Raw genomic sequence first — 17,252 nt, forward strand, 5'->3', positions numbered from 1 at the left:
GGCAGTGGATGGTGCGCCCTAGACCAGACGCGCCTCGAGATACTCGAGGGCCCAGCGCCGGTACGCTTCGCCCTGCAACTTGGTGGGGCTGAGCATGGCGGCGACGCAGGCCCGGCGCCGTTGCGGGTCGGCGGGCAGCTTGCGCACATGGGTGTCGATCCAGATCAGTCCGCCGTCGCCATCGACCATGACGTTGCCGTAGTGGAAGTCGCGATGGGCGTAGCCGTGCTCGATCAACTGCAGTGCCTCGTCGCACATCCGCTTGAGCAATGCCAGGCGGCCGCTTTCCCCCTGGGCCAGGAAGAACGGCTCGCCGGAGACGGCATCGCGGCGATAGTCCATCACATAGACCGAGCCCAGCGCATTGAACGGGTTGATGGCGACGCCGTAGGCATGGCATTCGACCGCCTTCAGGCCGGCACGGCGGATGATGCGGTTGCTGCGGTACTCCCGGTAACCGGCGAAGCGCCCGGAGAGCCGTTTCTCGAGCAGGTCGCGCAACAGCCATTTCATGGGGCGCTGTCGCCAGTCGTACTTGTCCGTGACGATCTTGAAAAGCCGCGTCCCGTGCGCGTCCAGGTAGAAGCGACTGCTTCCGACATCCTCCAGCGGCTGCATGGCCTCCGGGTGCTCCAGGCGCAGGTGTCGGTCCAGCGGACGACGGTCGTGCAGCAGATACCAGTGCCATTGGCCGGCCATGGCGAGACGGTGAAGAGGCATCGATCGGGCGGGTCCCTGAAAAGCGAGGGTCAATGCTCGTGAAACGCGGCGGGTACGTCAAGCTGTGGAGAAGGCGCGGGTGCGCCTTCTCGTGCGGTGGCTGGCCAGGGAGCGACCCTTAGAACGTATTTCCAAACTCTCGGATCATGGGCACCGGTGGCAGGGTAAAGCGAGGGTCCTTTGCCATGGCCGGAAAATGCTCCTTTCCATTCCGGCATTCCCGCCATCCATGGCGGTCAGATAGCAAAGGTAGCGCCCAGGGAGGGGTTTACAGCGCCCTCGCGACGCCCTGCCGACGGAGATGCCCACTTCGTCTACCGGTTGTGAAAGGCGTTCTCAGCCGTCGGTGGGCAGGCCCAGGCGCGATTCCGCCAGACGACGGCGTTCGTGAATGCGCTCGCTGATGTCGACCCGGTAGGGCGCGGCCTCGTCGAGTCGCCGCAGCCCCTCGGGCAGCCGTGACACGGCGTCGAGGCTCGCCTGACGCGCTTCGTCGATCGACGCCATCTGCGCGCTCTGAAACGCGCCGTCGACGACGATCGGCGCGAGCAGGGGCTCGCCCGGGGCGGATTCCTCGCGCAGTGTCAGGGTGTCGCGCTGGAAAGTGCCGTCGTCGTTGGCGTGGCGATAGATCTGCTTGCGGCCGGGCAGGGAGTGCTTGCCGGGCGAGTGCTTGAGGCGCGGCTCGCCGGCGTATTCGGTGAGCTTGTAGGCCAGTTCCAGGCAGGGGGCGTCGCTGGCAGCGCCCAGCGAGGTGCCGACACCGAAACTGTCGATGGGCGCCTCGTCGGCGATCAGGTCCTGGATACGGTATTCGTTGAGCCCACCGCTGGCGGTGATCGCGATCTCCGGATGGCCGGCGTGATCGAGCAGGTGGCGGCAGGTCTTGGCGAGTTCGCTGAGATCGCCGGAATCCAGGCGGATGGCGCTGATTTCGAGGTGCGGGTTGGCGTCGAGCCAGCCGATCAGGCGCTTGACCGCGTTCACCGTGTCGTAGGTGTCGACCAGCAGCACCGTGCCGGGGAATTCCCGGGCAAAGGCCTGCAGGGCGCCATCCTCGCTGGCGTGGGCCTGCACGAAGCTGTGCGCCATGGTGCCGCGTGCCGGCAGGCCGTGGCGCGCCGCGCCCAGCACGTTGCTGGTGGCGGCGATCCCGGCCATGCGGTAGGCGCGTACCCCGCGGATGGCGGCATCCATGCCGTGCATGCGCCGCATGCCGAAATCGACCACGTCTCGCCCCTCGGCGGCATTGACGATCCGCGATGCCTTGGAGGCCAGCACCGTCTCCAGGTGCACGTAGTTCATGATCAGGCTTTCGATGAGCTGCGCTTCGGCGATCGGCGCCTCGACTTCCAGCAACGGCTCGTGGGGAAAGACCGGCGTGCCTTCCTGAACGGCATGGATGGTGCCGGTGAAGCGAAAATTCGCCAGCCACTCCAGGAATGCCTCCTTGAACAGGCCCAGCTCGCGCAGCGCGGCGATCTGGCGCTCACCGAAGCGCAGCTGCGTGATCAGGCGGGCGACATGCTGCTGGCCACAGGCGAGCATGTAGTTGCGATGGGCCGGCAGCTTGCGAAAGAACAGGCTGAACGTGGCGGTTTCGTTCATGCCTTCGGCCCAGTACGCCTGGAGCATGGTCAATTCGTAGAGATCGACCAGCAGACTGAGGTCGTCGTCGCTGGGCAGTTCCTGGTGCGTCATCCTCTCACTCCTTGATGGTGGTTCCGGCATCGCGCAGCGCGTCCATGCAGCGTCTGGAGCGATTCGCGAAGGAGCCTGAATCAGGTGTGGCTGCCATGATACGGCTTTTCAAGTGCCTTGAAGCCTCCGACGAATTTCGGTATCCCATGCGAGGGGCCCGGTACGCGACGACGAACGCGACAGCCGGTGGCGCTCATCCGACAAGGGGCAGACGTGTACGATTTCATCATCATTGGAGCCGGTATTCTGGGACTGTCGACCGCCATGCAGCTCAAGCGGGCGTATCCCGGCAAGCGCATGCTGGTCCTGGAGAAGGAGGAGGGGCCGGCGCGTCACCAGAGCGGCCACAACAGCGGCGTCATTCACGCCGGGGTCTATTACGCCCCCGGCAGTCACAAGGCGACGTTCTGCCGCGAGGGCAATCGCGCCACCAAGGCGTTCTGCGACGAGCATGCCATCCCTTACGACATCTGCGGCAAGGTCCTGGTCGCCACCAACGACCTGGAAATGCAGCGCATGCATTCGCTGTGGGAGCGCATCGGGGCCAATGGCCTGCAGCGTGAATGGCTCTCCGCCGAGGCGCTTCGCGAACGCGAGCCCAACATCACCGGGGTGGGGGGCATCTTCGTGCCTTCCAGCGGCATCGTCGACTATGCCCGGGTGGCGGCGGCGATGGGCGACGAATTCGTCCGCCAGGGCGGCGAGATTCGCTTCGCCACCAGCGTCACGGGACTCAGCGAGCGTCGCGAGGAGGTGGTCGTCGACACCACTCAGGGCACCTATACCGCCAGCCACCTCGTCTCCTGCGCCGGGCTCATGGCCGATCGCGTGGTCAGCATGCTGGGCGTCAAGCCGGGCTTCACGATCTGCCCGTTCCGCGGCGAATACTATCGCCTGCCGGCCGAGCACGACACCATCGTCAATCATCTGATCTACCCGATTCCCGACCCGTCGATGCCGTTTCTCGGCGTGCACCTGACCCGCATGATCGACGGCAGCGTCACGGTGGGCCCCAATGCGGTGCTGGCGTTCAAGCGCGAGGGCTACCGCAAGCGCGACGTGTCGCTGGCCGACAGCGCCGCCATGCTGACCAACCGCGGGGTGCTCAAGGTACTCAAGGCCAATCTGCGCCCGGGACTGGCCGAGCTCAGGAACTCGTGGTCCAAGAAGGGCTATCTGGGCGAGGTGCGCAAGTACTGTCCGAGCCTGACCCTCGACGACCTTCAGCCCTATCCGGCCGGGGTGCGCGCGCAGGCGGTCTCCGACGACGGCAAGTTGATCGACGACTTCCGCTTCGTCAACACGACCCGCACGGTGAACGTCTGCAATGCGCCGTCCCCCGCGGCCACCTCGGCACTGCCCATCGGCGCGCACATCGTCGACAAGGTCAAGGCGCTGGTGGGTGGCTGAACGCCGCTACAGGCGTACCTTGTCGTCGCCGCGCATCGGTATCAGTCGACCGTGGTCGATCACCGGGCCGGTGGGCTTGCCCTGCGGGGCGCCGCCGGCGGGCTCGATGCTCACCGCCAGGTCGACGTGGCGCATCAGCGAGCGCAACTCCCGCGGCATCTCCATGCGCGCCTCGCCGCGGTCCGGCAGCATGCCCAGCGAGACGGGCTCGCCATCCTTCATCAGCCACAGCTCACCGGCCATGCCCGAGGGCATCGCCGGCTGGACCGCCTGGACCATCAGCTCGCCGCTTTCGCTGGCGCTGATGATCCAGCCCGGTACCTGATCGTCGTCGAGGACCACGAAGACGGCATCGCCGGGGATCATGCCCGGGGCCGGGCGCAGGTAGAGCGCGCCGGCGAGCATCAGCGCCGCCAGTGCGAAAGTGGCGGTCAGTCCGCGCCAGACACCCAGGCGTCGACGCCAGGGCGTGCCGCTCAGCCCCAGCGTGCGGGCGATGCGTGGCCACAGGGTCTCGGGGGGCGGCACGGGGTCGAGCTGGTCGTTGAATACCTGGAGGTGCTCACGCCACCGGGCGACCTGGCGCCGAAGGTCGGGGCTCACCGCCAGCAGGGCCTCGAAGTTGGCGCGCTGGCGGCTGTCCAGGGTGCCCAGCACGTATTCGCCGGCGGCCAGGTCGCGCTCTTGCGGATCGCTCAGATCCCACGGCTCATGCATGCCTTCAACCTCTCCAGTCCGCGGCGTATCCAGCTCTTGACGGTGCCCAGCGGCTGGCTCAGGGCGCCGGCCAGCTCGCCATGGGTCAGCCCCTCGAAATACGCCTTCTCGAGCACCCGGCGTTGATCCGGCGACAGTTCCTCGAGACAGACGTGCAGGCGCCGGGTCTGCTGGGCGAGCTCGCTGATGGCGGCCATGTCGGGATCGCTGCCCAGCCGATCGAGCGCCTCGTCGCCGTCCTCGACATGGCGATAACGGCGCCGCAGCCAGTCGATGCCGATGTTGCGGGCGATGGTGCTCAACCAGGTCATGGGTCGGGCCAGGTTGGCATCGTAGCGTCCCGCCGTCTGCCAGACACGCAGGTAGACCTGCTGCAGGCAGTCCTGGGCGGCGCCTTCCTCCCTGACGATACGCAGCAACTGGGCATAGAGATGCGGGCTGGTCGCCCGGTACAGGCGTTCGAAAGCCCGGGCCTCGCCGTTGGCGCAGGCGGCCAGGTTGTCGATCAGGTCTTCCTGCGGTTCGTGAGGCATGCCGTTCCCATGGCGTAAGGCGACGTCGAGCGGCGCGTCATAGGGTGTTTTGGTCTAGTCTTCGCTACCCGGTGCTTCCTGTAAAGCCGTCACTCTCCAAGGGCGCGTCAGGCTTACCACTTTGGTCGCGGGTACGGCGCCGAGCGCTTGATGCTCCCGGTCGGGCGACGCATCATCTCTCGAACTTTACTGATGATCTCCCCCTCGGCCTCCTCGCCGGGTGGGGCCCGGGAACGCTCCCTCTATGACGATGCAGCCTTCGACGGTGGTCGTGGTCGACGATGATGCCGAGATTCGTGAACTGCTCAAGACGTACCTCGATCGTCACGGCTATCGGACGCAACTCGCCGAGGACGGCGATGCCCTGCATGCCCTGATGCGGGAAGCGACGCCGGATCTGGTGATCCTCGACATCATGCTGCCCGGCGAGGATGGGCTCTCGCTGTGTCGCGATCTGCGCCGCCACGACGACGTGCCGATCATCATGCTCACCGCCAGTGCCGACGAGACCGACCGCATCCTCGGCCTGGAACTGGGCGCCGACGATTACCTGGCCAAGCCGTTCAACCCCCGCGAACTGCTGGCGCGGATCAAGGCGGTGCTGCGCCGCGCCCGGCCGGCGACCGCGGAGTCGGCGCGGGTGGTGCGCTTCGGGCACTGGCGGCTGGACCGCATCACCCGCGAGCTGATCGACGGTGACGGCAACCGCAGTTCGCTTTCCGGCGCGGATTACCTGTTGCTGGGGGTCTTCCTCGACCATCCCGAGCAGGTGCTTTCACGGGAACAGTTGTTCGACCTGAGTCGCGGCCGTCGCGCGCCACCGCTGGACCGCTCGATCGACGTCCACGTGTGTCGCCTGCGCCAGCGTCTGGGCGAGGATGCCCAGCATTCACAGCTGATTCGTACCGTGCGTGGCGCCGGCTACGTGCTGGCCGCGCCGGTCGATGCGGTGACGTGAAGCACTGGTTTCGCCCGCGCACCCTGCGCGGACGCTTCGTGCTGCTCATGCTGGTCGGCGTCTTGGGCGCCCAGGTGACGAGCTATGGCCTGTGGAGCTGGCAGGCCGATCGCGAGCGCATGACCCAACTGGATACCGTGTCGCGCAATCTCGCCGAGAGTCTGGCGGCGACGGTGCGCTACTTCCGTTCGCTGCCCTACGAGTATCGGCACATCGTTCTCGATCAACTGCGCGACATGGGCGGCACGCGCTTCTTCGTCAGCGTCAACGACCACCGTATCCCGATCGAGCGCACGCACGGCGGCCGGGCGCGGGAACTGGTCGCCCGCAACCTGCGCGACGGGCTGACCCGCGAGCTGGGCCGGCTCGAACTGCACATCGGCTTCTCGCGGCCCGCCGACCTGCGCGTGTTCAACAACGAGGTACCGCTCAACGAACTGCCGGCACACTGGGCCCATCGCAGCCTGGCGATGGCGCCGCTGTCGACGCCGATCCTGGTAATACAGATGCCGCTCGAGGGCCGTCACTGGCTGTTCGTGGCCACCACGCTGCCGATCGCCGGGCTGCTCGACGAACCGGCGTGGTTCTCGGGGGATCGGCTGTTCGTCTCGCTGGCGGTGCTGATCACGGTCATCGGCCTGTCGCTGCTGGGGATCCGCTGGCTGACCCGGCCGCTGTCGGTGCTGGCGCGTGCCGCGCGGCGCCTGGGCGACGATCTGGAATCGCCGCCGCTGGCCGAGCGTGGCCCCCGCGAGCTGCGGGACACCGCCATCGCCTTCAATCGCATGAGCGAGCGGATTCGCCATCAGGTCGACGAGCGCGAGCGTTTGTTCTCGGCGATCTCCCACGACCTCAAGACGCCGATCACCCGGCTGCGCCTGCGTGCGGAGATGCTCGACGACGTCGACCAGCGCGAGGCGTTCGTGCGCGCCCTCGACGAGATGGATCAACTGGTCAAGGGCGCGCTGGCCTCGGTGAAGGGACTCGACCTGCACGAGCAGGCCGTGACGGTGGACGTGGATGCGCTACTCGAGGATCTCGTCGCCGAACTGGCCGTCTACGACACGCCGCTTCGCCGTGACGGTCGGGCCGGCGAGATCGTTGCCAAGCCGCTGGCGCTCAAGCGCTGTCTGGCCAACCTGATCGAGAACGCCATCTTCTACGGCCAGCGCGTCGAGATTGCCTGCCGACGCCACGCAAATCAGCTGGTCGTGACCATTTGCGACGACGGCCCGGGCATCCCCGAGGCGCAACGCGAGCGGGTCTTCCAGCCCTTCGTGCGTCTCGAGCCCTCGCGCAGTCGCCACACCGGTGGCAGCGGCCTGGGGCTGGCGATCGCCCGCCACATCGCCCGGGCTCATGGCGGCGATATCCAGCTCGGCGCGGCGCCGGGCGGGGGCCTTGCCGTGCGGCTCAGCCTGGCGCTGGGCGGCAATCTGGGCGCGACGGAGCGGAATATTACGAGCCTGTAAGAAACCGGCAAGACTTTGCAGGACTCGGTAACTCGCAAACCGCTGAGCGTACGTTACTGTACTTAACATGATGCCGAATCCGGCACGTGATAACGACAAGAGTGCAGGACCACGCCATGCCGTTTACCGAATGCCTCACCAGTCAGGCGTCCATCATGCGCCGTGCCTCCCCGCCGCCATGGCGTCTCGCTATCCGTGCCGAATATCGGGATTCCGTGACGCGTAGCGTCCGTACCACTTCCCGTGTTTCCCAGGATCGAGACGAGTGCGTCTCGTGACCGACCCCGCGTCAGCACAATAACCAGAAGGAGTCACACGCCATGAAGCCGATTCATACCCTTGCCGTGGGTGCCGCCCTGGCAGCCGCCGTCGGACAGGCCAACGCCGCCGAAATCGAGGTGCTGCACTGGTGGACCTCGGGTGGCGAGGCCAAGGCGGCCAACATGCTCAAGCAGAAACTCGAGGCCAAGGGCCATACCTGGAAGGATTTCGCCGTGGCCGGAGGGGGTGGCGACAGTGCCATGACGGTTCTCAAGTCGCGGGCGATCTCCGGTAATCCGCCGGCGGTGGCCCAGATCAAGGGGCCGTTGATCCAGGAGTGGGGCGAGATGGGTTTCCTCGGCAACATCGACGAAGTCGCCGAGAAGGAGAACTGGAATGCGTTCCTGCCGGAGCGCCTGGCCGCCGACGACAAGGTCGATGGTCACTTCGCGGCGGTACCCGTCAACATTCACCGCATCAACTGGCTGTGGGCCAACACCGAGGTGCTCGAGAAGTCGGGTATCGACACCCTGCCCAAGACCTGGGACGAGTTCTTCGCCGACGCCAAGAAGATCCGTGAGGCGGGATTCATCCCGCTGGCGCATGGCGGTCAGCCCTGGCAGGACGCCACCGTCTTCGAGGTGGTGCTGATGGGGACCGGGGGCGCCGATTTCTATCGCAAGGCCTTCGTTGATCTCGATCCCGAGGCGCTGACCAGCGACACCATGGTCGAGTCGCTGAAGACCTTCAAGAAGCTGCGCGGCACCATGGACCCGGACATCGCCGGGCGTGACTGGAACATCGCCACCTCGATGGTGATCAGCGGCAAGGCGGCGATGCAGATCATGGGCGACTGGGCCAAGGGCGAGTTCACCGCTGCCGGTCTCGAGCCGGGCAAGGATTATCTGTGCGAGGCCGCCCCCATGACCGAGCACATGTTCTCCTACAACGTCGACAGCTTCGCGATGTTCCAGGTCGACGACGAGGGCCAGCATCAGGCGCAGATGGATCTGGCCAGCCTGATCCTCTCCAAGGACTTCCAGGCGACCTTCAACAAGGCCAAGGGCTCGATCCCGGTGCGCATGGACGTGCCCCTGGATGATTTCGACCCCTGCGCCAAGGCGTCCCACGAGGCCTTCCTCGCCGCCCAGGACGGCGGTGGGCTGGTGCCCAGTCTGGCGCACGGCATGGCCGTCTCGGCGAGCGTCCAGGGGGCGGTGTTTGACGTGATCACCAATTTCTTCAACGATCCCGACATGAGCGCGGAAACCGCGGCGGAACGCCTGGCCAGCGCGGTGCGCGCGGCCAGCTGATGTCGCGCCGGGGCCGGCCTTGTCGGCCCCGGCTTCCCACGCCCATCCAGAGGGTGTTTACAGGACGGCCGATGGCGGTCCTGGTAGGTATCCTCTCAGCAAGGTTCTGTTCATGACTCCGACCCATTCCTTGCCACGCGCGCGGGCGCAGGCGGGACGGCGTTCGCTGTCCGGCTTTCTCGAGCGCGCGCTGCCACGCCTGGTGGTGGCGCCGTCGCTCGCCGTGGCGCTGTTCTTCGTCTACGGCTACATGCTGTGGACGTTCATCCTCTCGCTGACCAAGTCGCGCATGCTGCCGCAGTACGACTTCGCCGGCTTTGCCCAGTACGCGCGGCTGTTCGCCGACGAGCGCTGGCACGTCGCCGCCACCAACCTGGTGGTCTTCGGTGGGCTGTTCGTCGTCATCTGCCTGGTGCTGGGGCTGGTGCTGGCGATCCTGCTCGACCAGCGCATCCGTCAGGAGGGCGCGCTGCGCACCATTTACCTCTATCCGATGGCGCTGTCGCTGATCGTCACCGGCGTCGTCTGGCGCTGGCTGCTCAACCCCGGCCTGGGCATCCAGGCGATGGTGCGCGGCTGGGGCTTCGAGGGCTTCGACTTCGGCTGGCTGGTCGATCCCGACATGGCGATCTACACCCTGGTGATCGCCGCCGTGTGGCAGGCCTCGGGCTTCGTCATGGCGCTGTTCCTGGCGGGGCTGCGCAGCATCGACGACAGCCTGTTCAAGGCCGCCGCGCTCGATGGCGCCAGCCTGCCGCGGATCTACTGGCGCATCGTGCTGCCGTGCCTGCGCCCGGTGGTGTTCAGCGCGGTGATGATCCTCTCGCACATCGCCATCAAGAGCTTCGACCTGGTGATGGCGCTGACCGGCGGGGGGCCGGGGTATGCCACCGATCTGCCGGCGACCTACATGTATGTCCACACCTTCACACGCGGTCAGATCGGCCTGGGCTCGGCGAGCGCGATCATGATGCTCTGCGGGGTGCTGGCGATCCTGATTCCCTACCTGTATTCCGAACTGCGGGGGCGCAAGCATGGCTGACATGATACGTCGTCGAACGCCCGGCGCCCGGCTGCTGCGCGCCGGTCTCTACGCGTTGCTGATCGTCGCGGCGCTGGTCTACCTGATGCCGCTGGTGGTGATGATCCTGACCTCGCTGAAGCCGCTCGACGAGATCCGTGCCGGCGGGCTGCTCACCCTGCCGCAGGAGATCACCTTCGAGCCCTGGATCAAGGCCTGGAGCGAGGCCTGCACGGGCATGCGCTGCGAGGGGCTGTCCGGCTACTTCGTCAATTCGATCCGCATCGTCGTGCCGGCGGTGGCGATCTCCACGCTGATCGGCGCGATCAACGGCTATGCGCTGACCAAGTGGCGCTTTCGCGGTTCCGAACTGGTCTTCGCGATGCTGCTGTTCGGCTGTTTCGTGCCGTTCCAGGTGGTGCTGATGCCGATGGCTCGGACCCTGGGCTGGCTGGGGCTGGCGAGTTCGGTCAGCGGGCTGGTGCTGGTCCACGTGGTCTATGGCATCGCCTTCACCACGCTGTTCTTCCGCAATTACTACGTCTCGGTGCCCGACGAGATGATCGCCGCGGCCAAGCTCGACGGTGCCGGTTTCTTCCGCATCTTCTGGCGCATCCTGCTGCCGGTGTCGGGACCGATCATCACCGTCTCGGTGATCTGGCAGTTCACCCAGATCTGGAACGACTTCCTGTTCGGGGTGGCCTTCGCCGGGTTCGATTCCCAGCCGGTGACGGTGGCGCTCAACAACCTGGTCAACACCTCGACCGGGGTGAAGGAGTACAACGTCGACATGGCGGCGGCGATGATCGCGGCGCTACCCACGCTGGTGGTCTATGTACTGGCCGGCAAGTATTTCGTTCGCGGGCTGACCGCGGGATCCGTCAAGGGTTGAATCGAGGATTCGGAGGTTTTTCATGTCCGCACTGGCAATACGCAATCTCTACAAGACGTTCGGCAGCACCGACGTGCTCAAGGACATCTCGCTGGCGATCGATTCGGGGGAGTTCCTGATCCTCGTCGGGCCCTCGGGCTGTGGCAAGTCGACGCTGATGAACGCCATCGCCGGCCTCGAACCGGTCACCGCGGGGGAGATCCTGATCGGCGGCGAGGAGGTCACCTGGCACACCCCGGCCGAACGCGACATCGCCATGGTCTTCCAGTCCTACGCGCTGTACCCGAGCATGACGGTGCGCCAGAACATCGCCTTCGGTCTGGAGATGCGCAAGGTCCCCAAGGCCGACCGTGAACGGGCGGTGGAACGGGTCGCCGACCTGCTGCAGATCTCGGCGTTGCTCGATCGCAAGCCGTCGCAGCTCTCCGGCGGCCAGCGTCAGCGTGTCGCCATGGGCCGCGCACTGGCCCGCGAGCCGCAGATCTACCTGTTCGACGAGCCGCTTTCCAACCTCGATGCCAAGCTGCGCGTCGAGATGCGCACCGAGATCAAGAAGCTCCACCAGCGCCTGGGAACCACGATCGTCTACGTCACCCACGACCAGATCGAGGCGATGACCCTGGCCGATCGCATCGCGGTGATGCGTGATGGCCGCATCCTTCAACTGGGCACGCCCGACGAGGTCTACAACGATCCCGCCGACATGTTCGTCGCCGGATTCATGGGCTCGCCGTCGATGAACTTCATCCACGCCGCGCTGGAGGGCAACCCGGGCGACTACCGGTTGCGCATCGATACCCAAGCGGGGCAGGGGGCGTTGACGCTGCCCTGGCCGGGTGAGCGGGAAACGCCGGAGATGGCGCGCTGCGTGGGCGAGACGGTGATCCTGGGCCTGCGCCCCGAGCATTTCAGCGAAGAGGATGTCCGGCTTGGCGACCAGGCCGAGGGGACCCTGTTCGAAGCCACGACCACCGTGGTCGAGCCCACCGGTGCCGATACCCTGCTGCAGGTCAGCCTGGGCGAGACCGAGGCGACCGTGCGACTCGGCCCGAAGAGCCGGCTGGTGGCCGGCGAGCGGGTGGCGCTGCGGATCGACATGAGTCGCGCGGTGTTGTTCGAGGAAGATAGCGAGCGCCGCCTGGCCTGAGCCTCAGGGGTCAATCCAGCGGCTGGATCGACTCCCTGGTCTCCACGTGGCGCGGGCGCAACTCGCTCCAGGCGCCATAGGTGCTCAGGAAGACCCGGCCGGTCAGGTCGTCGAGCAGATCGCTGTGCTTGAGACGATCCATGACCGGCCCCTTGACCTCGGCCAGATGCAGGGTCACCCCGGAATCCTTGAGGCGGGCGTTGATCGCCTCGAGGCTCTCCAGCGCCGAGGCGTCGATCAGGTTGACCGCCGAGCAGATGAGCACCACGTCGGTGAGTTCGGGACGCCGGGCGACCAGCGAGTAGAGGGTGTCCTCGAGATAGCGGGCGTTGGCAAAATACAGGCTCTCGTCGATGCGCAGCAGCGCCACCCGGGCGTGACTCTCCACGTTGTGGCGGGCAACGTTGCGGAAATGCTCGGTGCCTGGCACCCGGCCCACCAGCGCGCTGTGCGGGCGGCTGGTGCGGTACAGGAACAAGCCGACCGACAGCGCCACGCCGGCGATGATGCCCGCCTCGACGCCTTCGAGCAGGGTGACGGCCAGCGTGGCCAGCAAGCCGGCGAAATCGCTGCGCGAATAGCGCCAGGTCCGGCGCATCGCCTTGACGTCGACCAGCGTGAGGATCGATACGGTGATGGTCGCCGCCAGGGTGGCGATCGGCAGGTAGTGAATCAGCGGCGTGAAGAACAGTGTGATCGTGGCGATGCCGAGTGCCGCGATCAGTCCCGCGGCGGGGGTGCGGGCGCCGGCATCGAAGTTGATCACCGTCCGCGACAGGCCGCCGGTGACCGGCATGCCGCCCGAAAAGGCCGCTGCCAGATTGGACGTTCCCAGTCCGATCAGTTCCTGATCCGGGGAGATCCGCTCGCGCCGCTTGGCGGCCAGCATCTGTCCCATCGACACCGATTCCACGAACCCCACCACGCTGATCAGCAGCGCCGGCACCAGCAGGCGATGCCACAGGTCGGTATCGAAGCCGGGCAGGGTCAGCGGCGGCAGGCCGCTGGGGACCGCGCCGACCACGGCCACTCCGGCCTCGTCCAGGGCGAACCGCCAGGTGACCCAGGTGGTCAGTACCACGGCGAACACCGGGCCGGCCTTGGCCAGCAGGTCGGCCAGCTTGCTCGGCAGACCCAGCCGCGTGAGCAGCCCTCGCCCGTGACGACGCACCGCGACCAGAAAGACCAGGGTGGCGAGGCCGATCGCCAGTGTCGGCAGGTTCAGCGAGGCGAGGTCGCCGAACAGACTGCCCAGCAGGTCGGGGAGGGTGAAGCCGGAGGCCGACACGCCCAGCAGGTGGGCCGCCTGGCTGGCGGCGATCAGGATGCCCGAGGCGGACAGGAAGCCCGAGATCACCGGATGGCTGAGGAAGTTGGCGAAGAATCCCAGCCGCAACAGGCCCATGGCGGTGAGCATCAGCCCCGACAGCAGCGACAGGACCAGCGCGGCCTGGACATAATCGGGTGACCCCGGTGGGGCGACGTTCGCCAGGGCGGCGGCGGTCATCAGGGCGATGATGGCGACCGGTCCCACGGCCAGGGTCCGGCTGGAGCCGAAGACCATGTAGACGATCGCCGGCAGGATGCTGGCATACAGCCCCATCACCGCCGGCAGTCCGGCCAGCAGGGCATAGGCCAGCGATTGCGGGATGACCATCACGGTGACGATCAACCCGGCGATCAGGTCGTGGCCGAATGTCTCGCGCCGGTAATCGGGAAGCCAGCTGAGCAGGGGCAGGTAGCGTTTGAGCATGAGCTAGGATGTCTGGAAACTGCCGAGAGGCCCGGCATGGCGGATTTGCGGAAATGATGAGGGGTCGCCCGCGTGGGTGCAAGGTGCGGCCCGGACTCATCCCGGCGAAGTCAGGTGGCGGCGCTCGTCGGGTGTGCCACCCGGGCGGTAGCGGGGTATTGGGAGGGTGATGCCCGCAGCGGTTCGTGCAATACGTGAAGAAAGCCTGACGTGAAGGTTGATACTTCCTGGTATTCATACGCGGAGCCGTGGGCCATGCTGAGCCTGACCATCGGGCAAGATCACAACCACAGGATTCCCGCCATGCCAAGTCTCGACACCCAGGCCTCGCGGCCACCCGCCCACGACGATGCCCTGTCGGCCGGCTCGGCCTACTGGATGCCGTTCACCGCCAATCGCGACTTCCGCGACAATCCGCGCATGGTGGTCGGCGCCGAGGGGCGCTATCTGATCGACCGGGAGGGGCGGCGGTTGTTCGATTCGTTGTCCGGTCTCTGGTGCTGCGGCGCGGGCCACAATCGGGACGCCATCCAGCAGGCCGTGGCGCGCCAACTGGGCAGCCTGGACTACGCGCCGGGCTTTCAGGTCGGTCATCCGCTGGCCTTCGAGCTCGCCGAACGGATTGCCGCGCTGACGCCGACGGGGCTCGATCACGTCTTCTTCACCAATTCCGGCTCGGAGAGCGCCGATACCGCGCTCAAGATGGCGCGGGCCTACTGGCGGCTCAAGGGCAAGCCCGAGAAGACGCGCCTGATCGGGCGCGCCAAGGGCTATCACGGCGTCAACGTCGGCGGTACCAGTGCCGGCGGGATCGTCGGCAATCGCAAGCACTACGGGCAATTGCTCGAGGTCGGCCATCTGCCGCACACCCTGCAACCCGGCCATGCCTTCACGCGCGGCCAGGCCGACAGCGGCGCCGAACTCGCCGATGCGCTGCTCGACCACATCGCGCTCAACGATGCCTCGAACATCGCCGCCGTCATCGTCGAGCCGATGTCCGGCTCGGCCGGGGTGATCGTGCCGCCCAAGGGCTACCTGGAGCGCCTGCGGGCGATCTGCGATCAGCACGACATCCTGCTGATCTTCGACGAGGTGATCACCGCCTTCGGTCGCTGCGGCGCGGCGACCGGCGCGGCGGCCTTTGGCGTCACGCCGGACATCATGAACGTCGCCAAGCAGGTGACCAACGGCGCCGTGCCGATGGGCGCGGTGATCGCCTCGAACGAGATCTTCGACACCTTCATGCAGGGGGGCGGGCCGCGCCACGCCATCGAATTCCCCCACGGCTATACCTACAGCGCACATCCGGTCGCCTGTGCCGCCGGCCTGGCGGCCCTCGACCTCTTCGAGCGCGAAGACTTTCCGGCCCAGGTGCGCGAGATCGCCCCGGCCTTCGAGACACGCCTGCATGCCCTGCAGGGGCGCTCCCACGTGGTCGACATCCGCAACTACGGCCTGGCCGGGGCCATCCAGCTGGCGCCGCGCGGCAACGACCCGACCATCCGGCCGCGTGACGCGGCGCTGGCGCTGTGGGAGGCGGGCTTCTACGTGCGTTACGGGGGCGACACCCTGCAGTTCGGCCCGCCGTTCGCCTCGACCGACAGTGAGCTCGAGCGGCTGTTCGATGCCGTGGCCACCGCGCTCGACGCGCTCGACTGATCCCTTTCCACTCAACGACAACTCGACAAGGAATCTTCCATGACGGTCATCGCCCATCTGATCGACGGTGAGCCCCACAACGGTACCGGCGCCTCGCTGGATGTCACCAACCCTTCGACCGGCGAGGTGATCCGGCAGGTCGCCTGCGCGGACGCCGCCACCGTCGAGCGTGCCGTGGCCGCGGCCAAGGCGGCGTATCCCGCCTGGCGCGATACGCCGCCGGCCAAGCGTGCCCAGGTCATGTATCGCTTCAAGCAACTGCTCGAGGACAACGCGGAGCGCCTGACGTATCTGGTCAGCGAAGAGCACGGCAAGACGCTGGAAGATGCGGCGGGGGAGCTGCGCCGCGGCATCGAGAACGTCGAATATGCCTGTGGGGTGCCCGAGCTGCTCAAGGGCGAGTATTCCCACAACGTCGGTCCATCCATCGATGCCTGGTCGAATTTCCAGCCGCTGGGCGTGGTGGCCGGTATCACGCCGTTCAATTTTCCGGCGATGGTGCCGCTGTGGATGTATCCGATGGCGATCGCCTGCGGCAACACCTTCGTGCTCAAGCCCTCCGAGCGTGACCCCGGTTCCGCCCTGGCGATCGCCGAACTGTTGCAGGAAGCCGGCCTGCCCAAGGGCGTGATCAACGTGGTTCACGGCAGCCGCGAGGCCGTCGATGCGCTGATCGACTCGCCCGACGTCAAGGCACTCTCGTTTGTCGGCTCGACGCCGGTGGCGGAGTCGATCTATACCCGGGGGGCGGCCAACGGCAAGCGTGTCCAGGCGCTGGGCGGGGCCAAGAACCATGCCGTGGTGCTGCCCGACGCCGACATCGAGAACGCCGCCAACACCCTGATGGGCGCGGCCTACGGTAGTTGCGGCGAGCGCTGCATGGCGATCTCGGTGGCCGTCTGTGTCGGCGACGAGACCGCCGATCAGTTGATCGCCTCCCTCGAGCCCAAGATCGCGGCGCTCAAGATCGGCCCCGGGACCCAGAAGGGGCTCGACATGGGCCCGCTGATCACCGCCGAACAGCGTGAAAAAGTGCTCGGCTATATCGAGGATGGCGTCAAGAGTGGTGCCAAACTGGTGGCCGATGGTCGCGGGCTGAGCGTGGCGGGGCACGAGGGCGGCTTCTTCGTCGGGGGCTGTCTGTTCGATGCCGTGACCTCGGAGATGCGCATCTATCGCGAGGAGATCTTCGGCCCGGTGCTCTGCGTGGTGCGGGTCGAGTCCCTGGACGCGGCGATCGCGCTGATCAACGCCCACGAGTACGGCAACGGCACCTGCCTGTTCACGCGGGACGGCGAGGCCGCGCGGCGTTTCGCCGACAGCATCGAGGTGGGCATGGTCGGCATCAACGTGCCGCTGCCGGTCCCGGTGGCTTACCACAGCTTCGGTGGCTGGAAGCGTTCGCTGTTCGGCGATCTGCATGCCTACGGGCCCGATGCGGTGCGTTTCTACACTCGCCGCAAGGCCATCTCCCAGCGCTGGCCGTCCTCCTTCGAGACGACCCACGCCGAGTTCCATTTCCCCTCCGGCGGCCAGTGATCATCAGCCAGTACCCGCCCGGCAGCGTCGGGCGGGTTTTTTTCGACCCTGAACTTATACCGTTATCTTATTTTCTTGAACGCACTAAACGATAGAATCCTAATGATCGTTTGGCAACGTTGGTTCATTCCTGCAAGAAAAAGGCACATTCCGTGT

14 protein-coding genes are annotated in these 17,252 nt (G+C 66.6%); 9 read left to right on the forward strand and 5 right to left on the reverse strand.

Going from position 1 to position 17,252, the window contains the following annotated elements; all coding sequences use genetic code 11:
- Positions 1-18: 18 nt before the first annotated feature.
- Positions 19-720, reverse strand: coding sequence for a hypothetical protein (locus KGR00_RS08815; protein WP_224417095.1), 702 nt, complete (start codon positions 718-720; stop codon positions 19-21).
- 336 nt (positions 721-1,056) lie between these two features.
- Entirely contained in the window at positions 1,057-2,421 is a 1,365-nt protein-coding gene (locus KGR00_RS08820) for a nicotinate phosphoribosyltransferase (RefSeq protein ID WP_224417094.1), read from the reverse strand.
- A 213-nt stretch (positions 2,422-2,634) separates the two neighbouring features.
- Between KGR00_RS08820 and lhgO the strand changes: the two genes are divergently transcribed.
- Complete coding sequence (lhgO, locus tag KGR00_RS08825; protein WP_224417093.1) at positions 2,635-3,831, forward strand: L-2-hydroxyglutarate oxidase; 1,197 nt, start codon at positions 2,635-2,637, stop codon at positions 3,829-3,831.
- A gap of 6 nt (positions 3,832-3,837) precedes the next feature.
- Here lhgO and KGR00_RS08830 read toward each other — a convergent pair whose 3' ends face one another.
- Together KGR00_RS08830 and KGR00_RS08835 are read right to left on the reverse strand one after the other, a co-directional pair.
- Positions 3,838-4,548: an anti-sigma factor gene (locus KGR00_RS08830; RefSeq protein ID WP_224417092.1), complete on the reverse strand. Its 711-nt coding sequence runs from the start codon at positions 4,546-4,548 to the stop codon at positions 3,838-3,840.
- Positions 4,527-5,081: a sigma-70 family RNA polymerase sigma factor gene (locus tag KGR00_RS08835; RefSeq protein ID WP_129139920.1), complete on the reverse strand. Its 555-nt coding sequence runs from the start codon at positions 5,079-5,081 to the stop codon at positions 4,527-4,529. The genes KGR00_RS08830 and KGR00_RS08835 overlap by 22 nt, the downstream gene beginning before the upstream one ends.
- A 244-nt stretch (positions 5,082-5,325) precedes the next feature.
- Here KGR00_RS08835 and KGR00_RS08840 point away from each other — a divergent pair, with 244 nt between their 5' ends.
- The 6 genes from KGR00_RS08840 (at position 5,326) to KGR00_RS08865 (ending at position 12,145) form a co-directional block, all read left to right on the forward strand.
- Entirely contained in the window at positions 5,326-6,039 is a 714-nt protein-coding gene (locus tag KGR00_RS08840; RefSeq protein WP_224417091.1) for a response regulator, read from the forward strand.
- Positions 6,036-7,511: an ATP-binding protein gene (locus KGR00_RS08845; RefSeq protein ID WP_224417090.1), complete on the forward strand. Its 1,476-nt coding sequence runs from the start codon at positions 6,036-6,038 to the stop codon at positions 7,509-7,511. Before KGR00_RS08840 ends, KGR00_RS08845 begins: the two co-directional genes overlap by 4 nt.
- Positions 7,512-7,831: 320 nt before the next feature.
- Positions 7,832-9,085, forward strand: a complete 1,254-nt coding sequence (locus KGR00_RS08850; RefSeq protein ID WP_129139917.1) for an ABC transporter substrate-binding protein — start codon at positions 7,832-7,834, stop codon at positions 9,083-9,085.
- A gap of 112 nt (positions 9,086-9,197) precedes the next feature.
- Positions 9,198-10,127 carry a sugar ABC transporter permease gene (locus KGR00_RS08855; RefSeq protein WP_129139916.1) on the forward strand — a complete coding sequence of 310 codons (930 nt, stop codon included), beginning with the start codon at positions 9,198-9,200 and terminating at the stop codon, positions 10,125-10,127.
- The gene (locus tag KGR00_RS08860; protein ID WP_129139915.1) at positions 10,120-10,998 is read left to right on the forward strand and encodes a carbohydrate ABC transporter permease; all 879 of its coding nucleotides are present in this window, start codon (positions 10,120-10,122) and stop codon (positions 10,996-10,998) included. Before KGR00_RS08855 ends, KGR00_RS08860 begins: the two co-directional genes overlap by 8 nt.
- Positions 10,999-11,020: 22 nt before the next feature.
- Positions 11,021-12,145: an ABC transporter ATP-binding protein gene (locus KGR00_RS08865; protein WP_224417089.1), complete on the forward strand. Its 1,125-nt coding sequence runs from the start codon at positions 11,021-11,023 to the stop codon at positions 12,143-12,145.
- A gap of 10 nt (positions 12,146-12,155) precedes the next feature.
- Here KGR00_RS08865 and sulP read toward each other — a convergent pair whose 3' ends face one another.
- Positions 12,156-13,898, reverse strand: coding sequence for a sulfate permease (gene sulP / locus KGR00_RS08870; protein ID WP_224417088.1), 1,743 nt, complete (start codon positions 13,896-13,898; stop codon positions 12,156-12,158).
- Positions 13,899-14,276: 378 nt separating this feature from the next.
- On the opposite strand from sulP, the gene KGR00_RS08875 reads away from it, so the two are divergent.
- The gene (locus tag KGR00_RS08875; protein ID WP_224419792.1) at positions 14,277-15,557 is read left to right on the forward strand and encodes an aspartate aminotransferase family protein; all 1,281 of its coding nucleotides are present in this window, start codon (positions 14,277-14,279) and stop codon (positions 15,555-15,557) included.
- 39 nt (positions 15,558-15,596) lie between these two features.
- Entirely contained in the window at positions 15,597-17,096 is a 1,500-nt protein-coding gene (locus tag KGR00_RS08880; protein ID WP_129139911.1) for a CoA-acylating methylmalonate-semialdehyde dehydrogenase, read from the forward strand.
- Positions 17,097-17,252: the final 156 nt, after the last annotated feature.

Source organism: Modicisalibacter sp. MOD 31.J, from assembly GCF_020147985.1.
Lineage (GTDB): Bacteria > Pseudomonadota > Gammaproteobacteria > Pseudomonadales > Halomonadaceae > Modicisalibacter > Modicisalibacter coralii.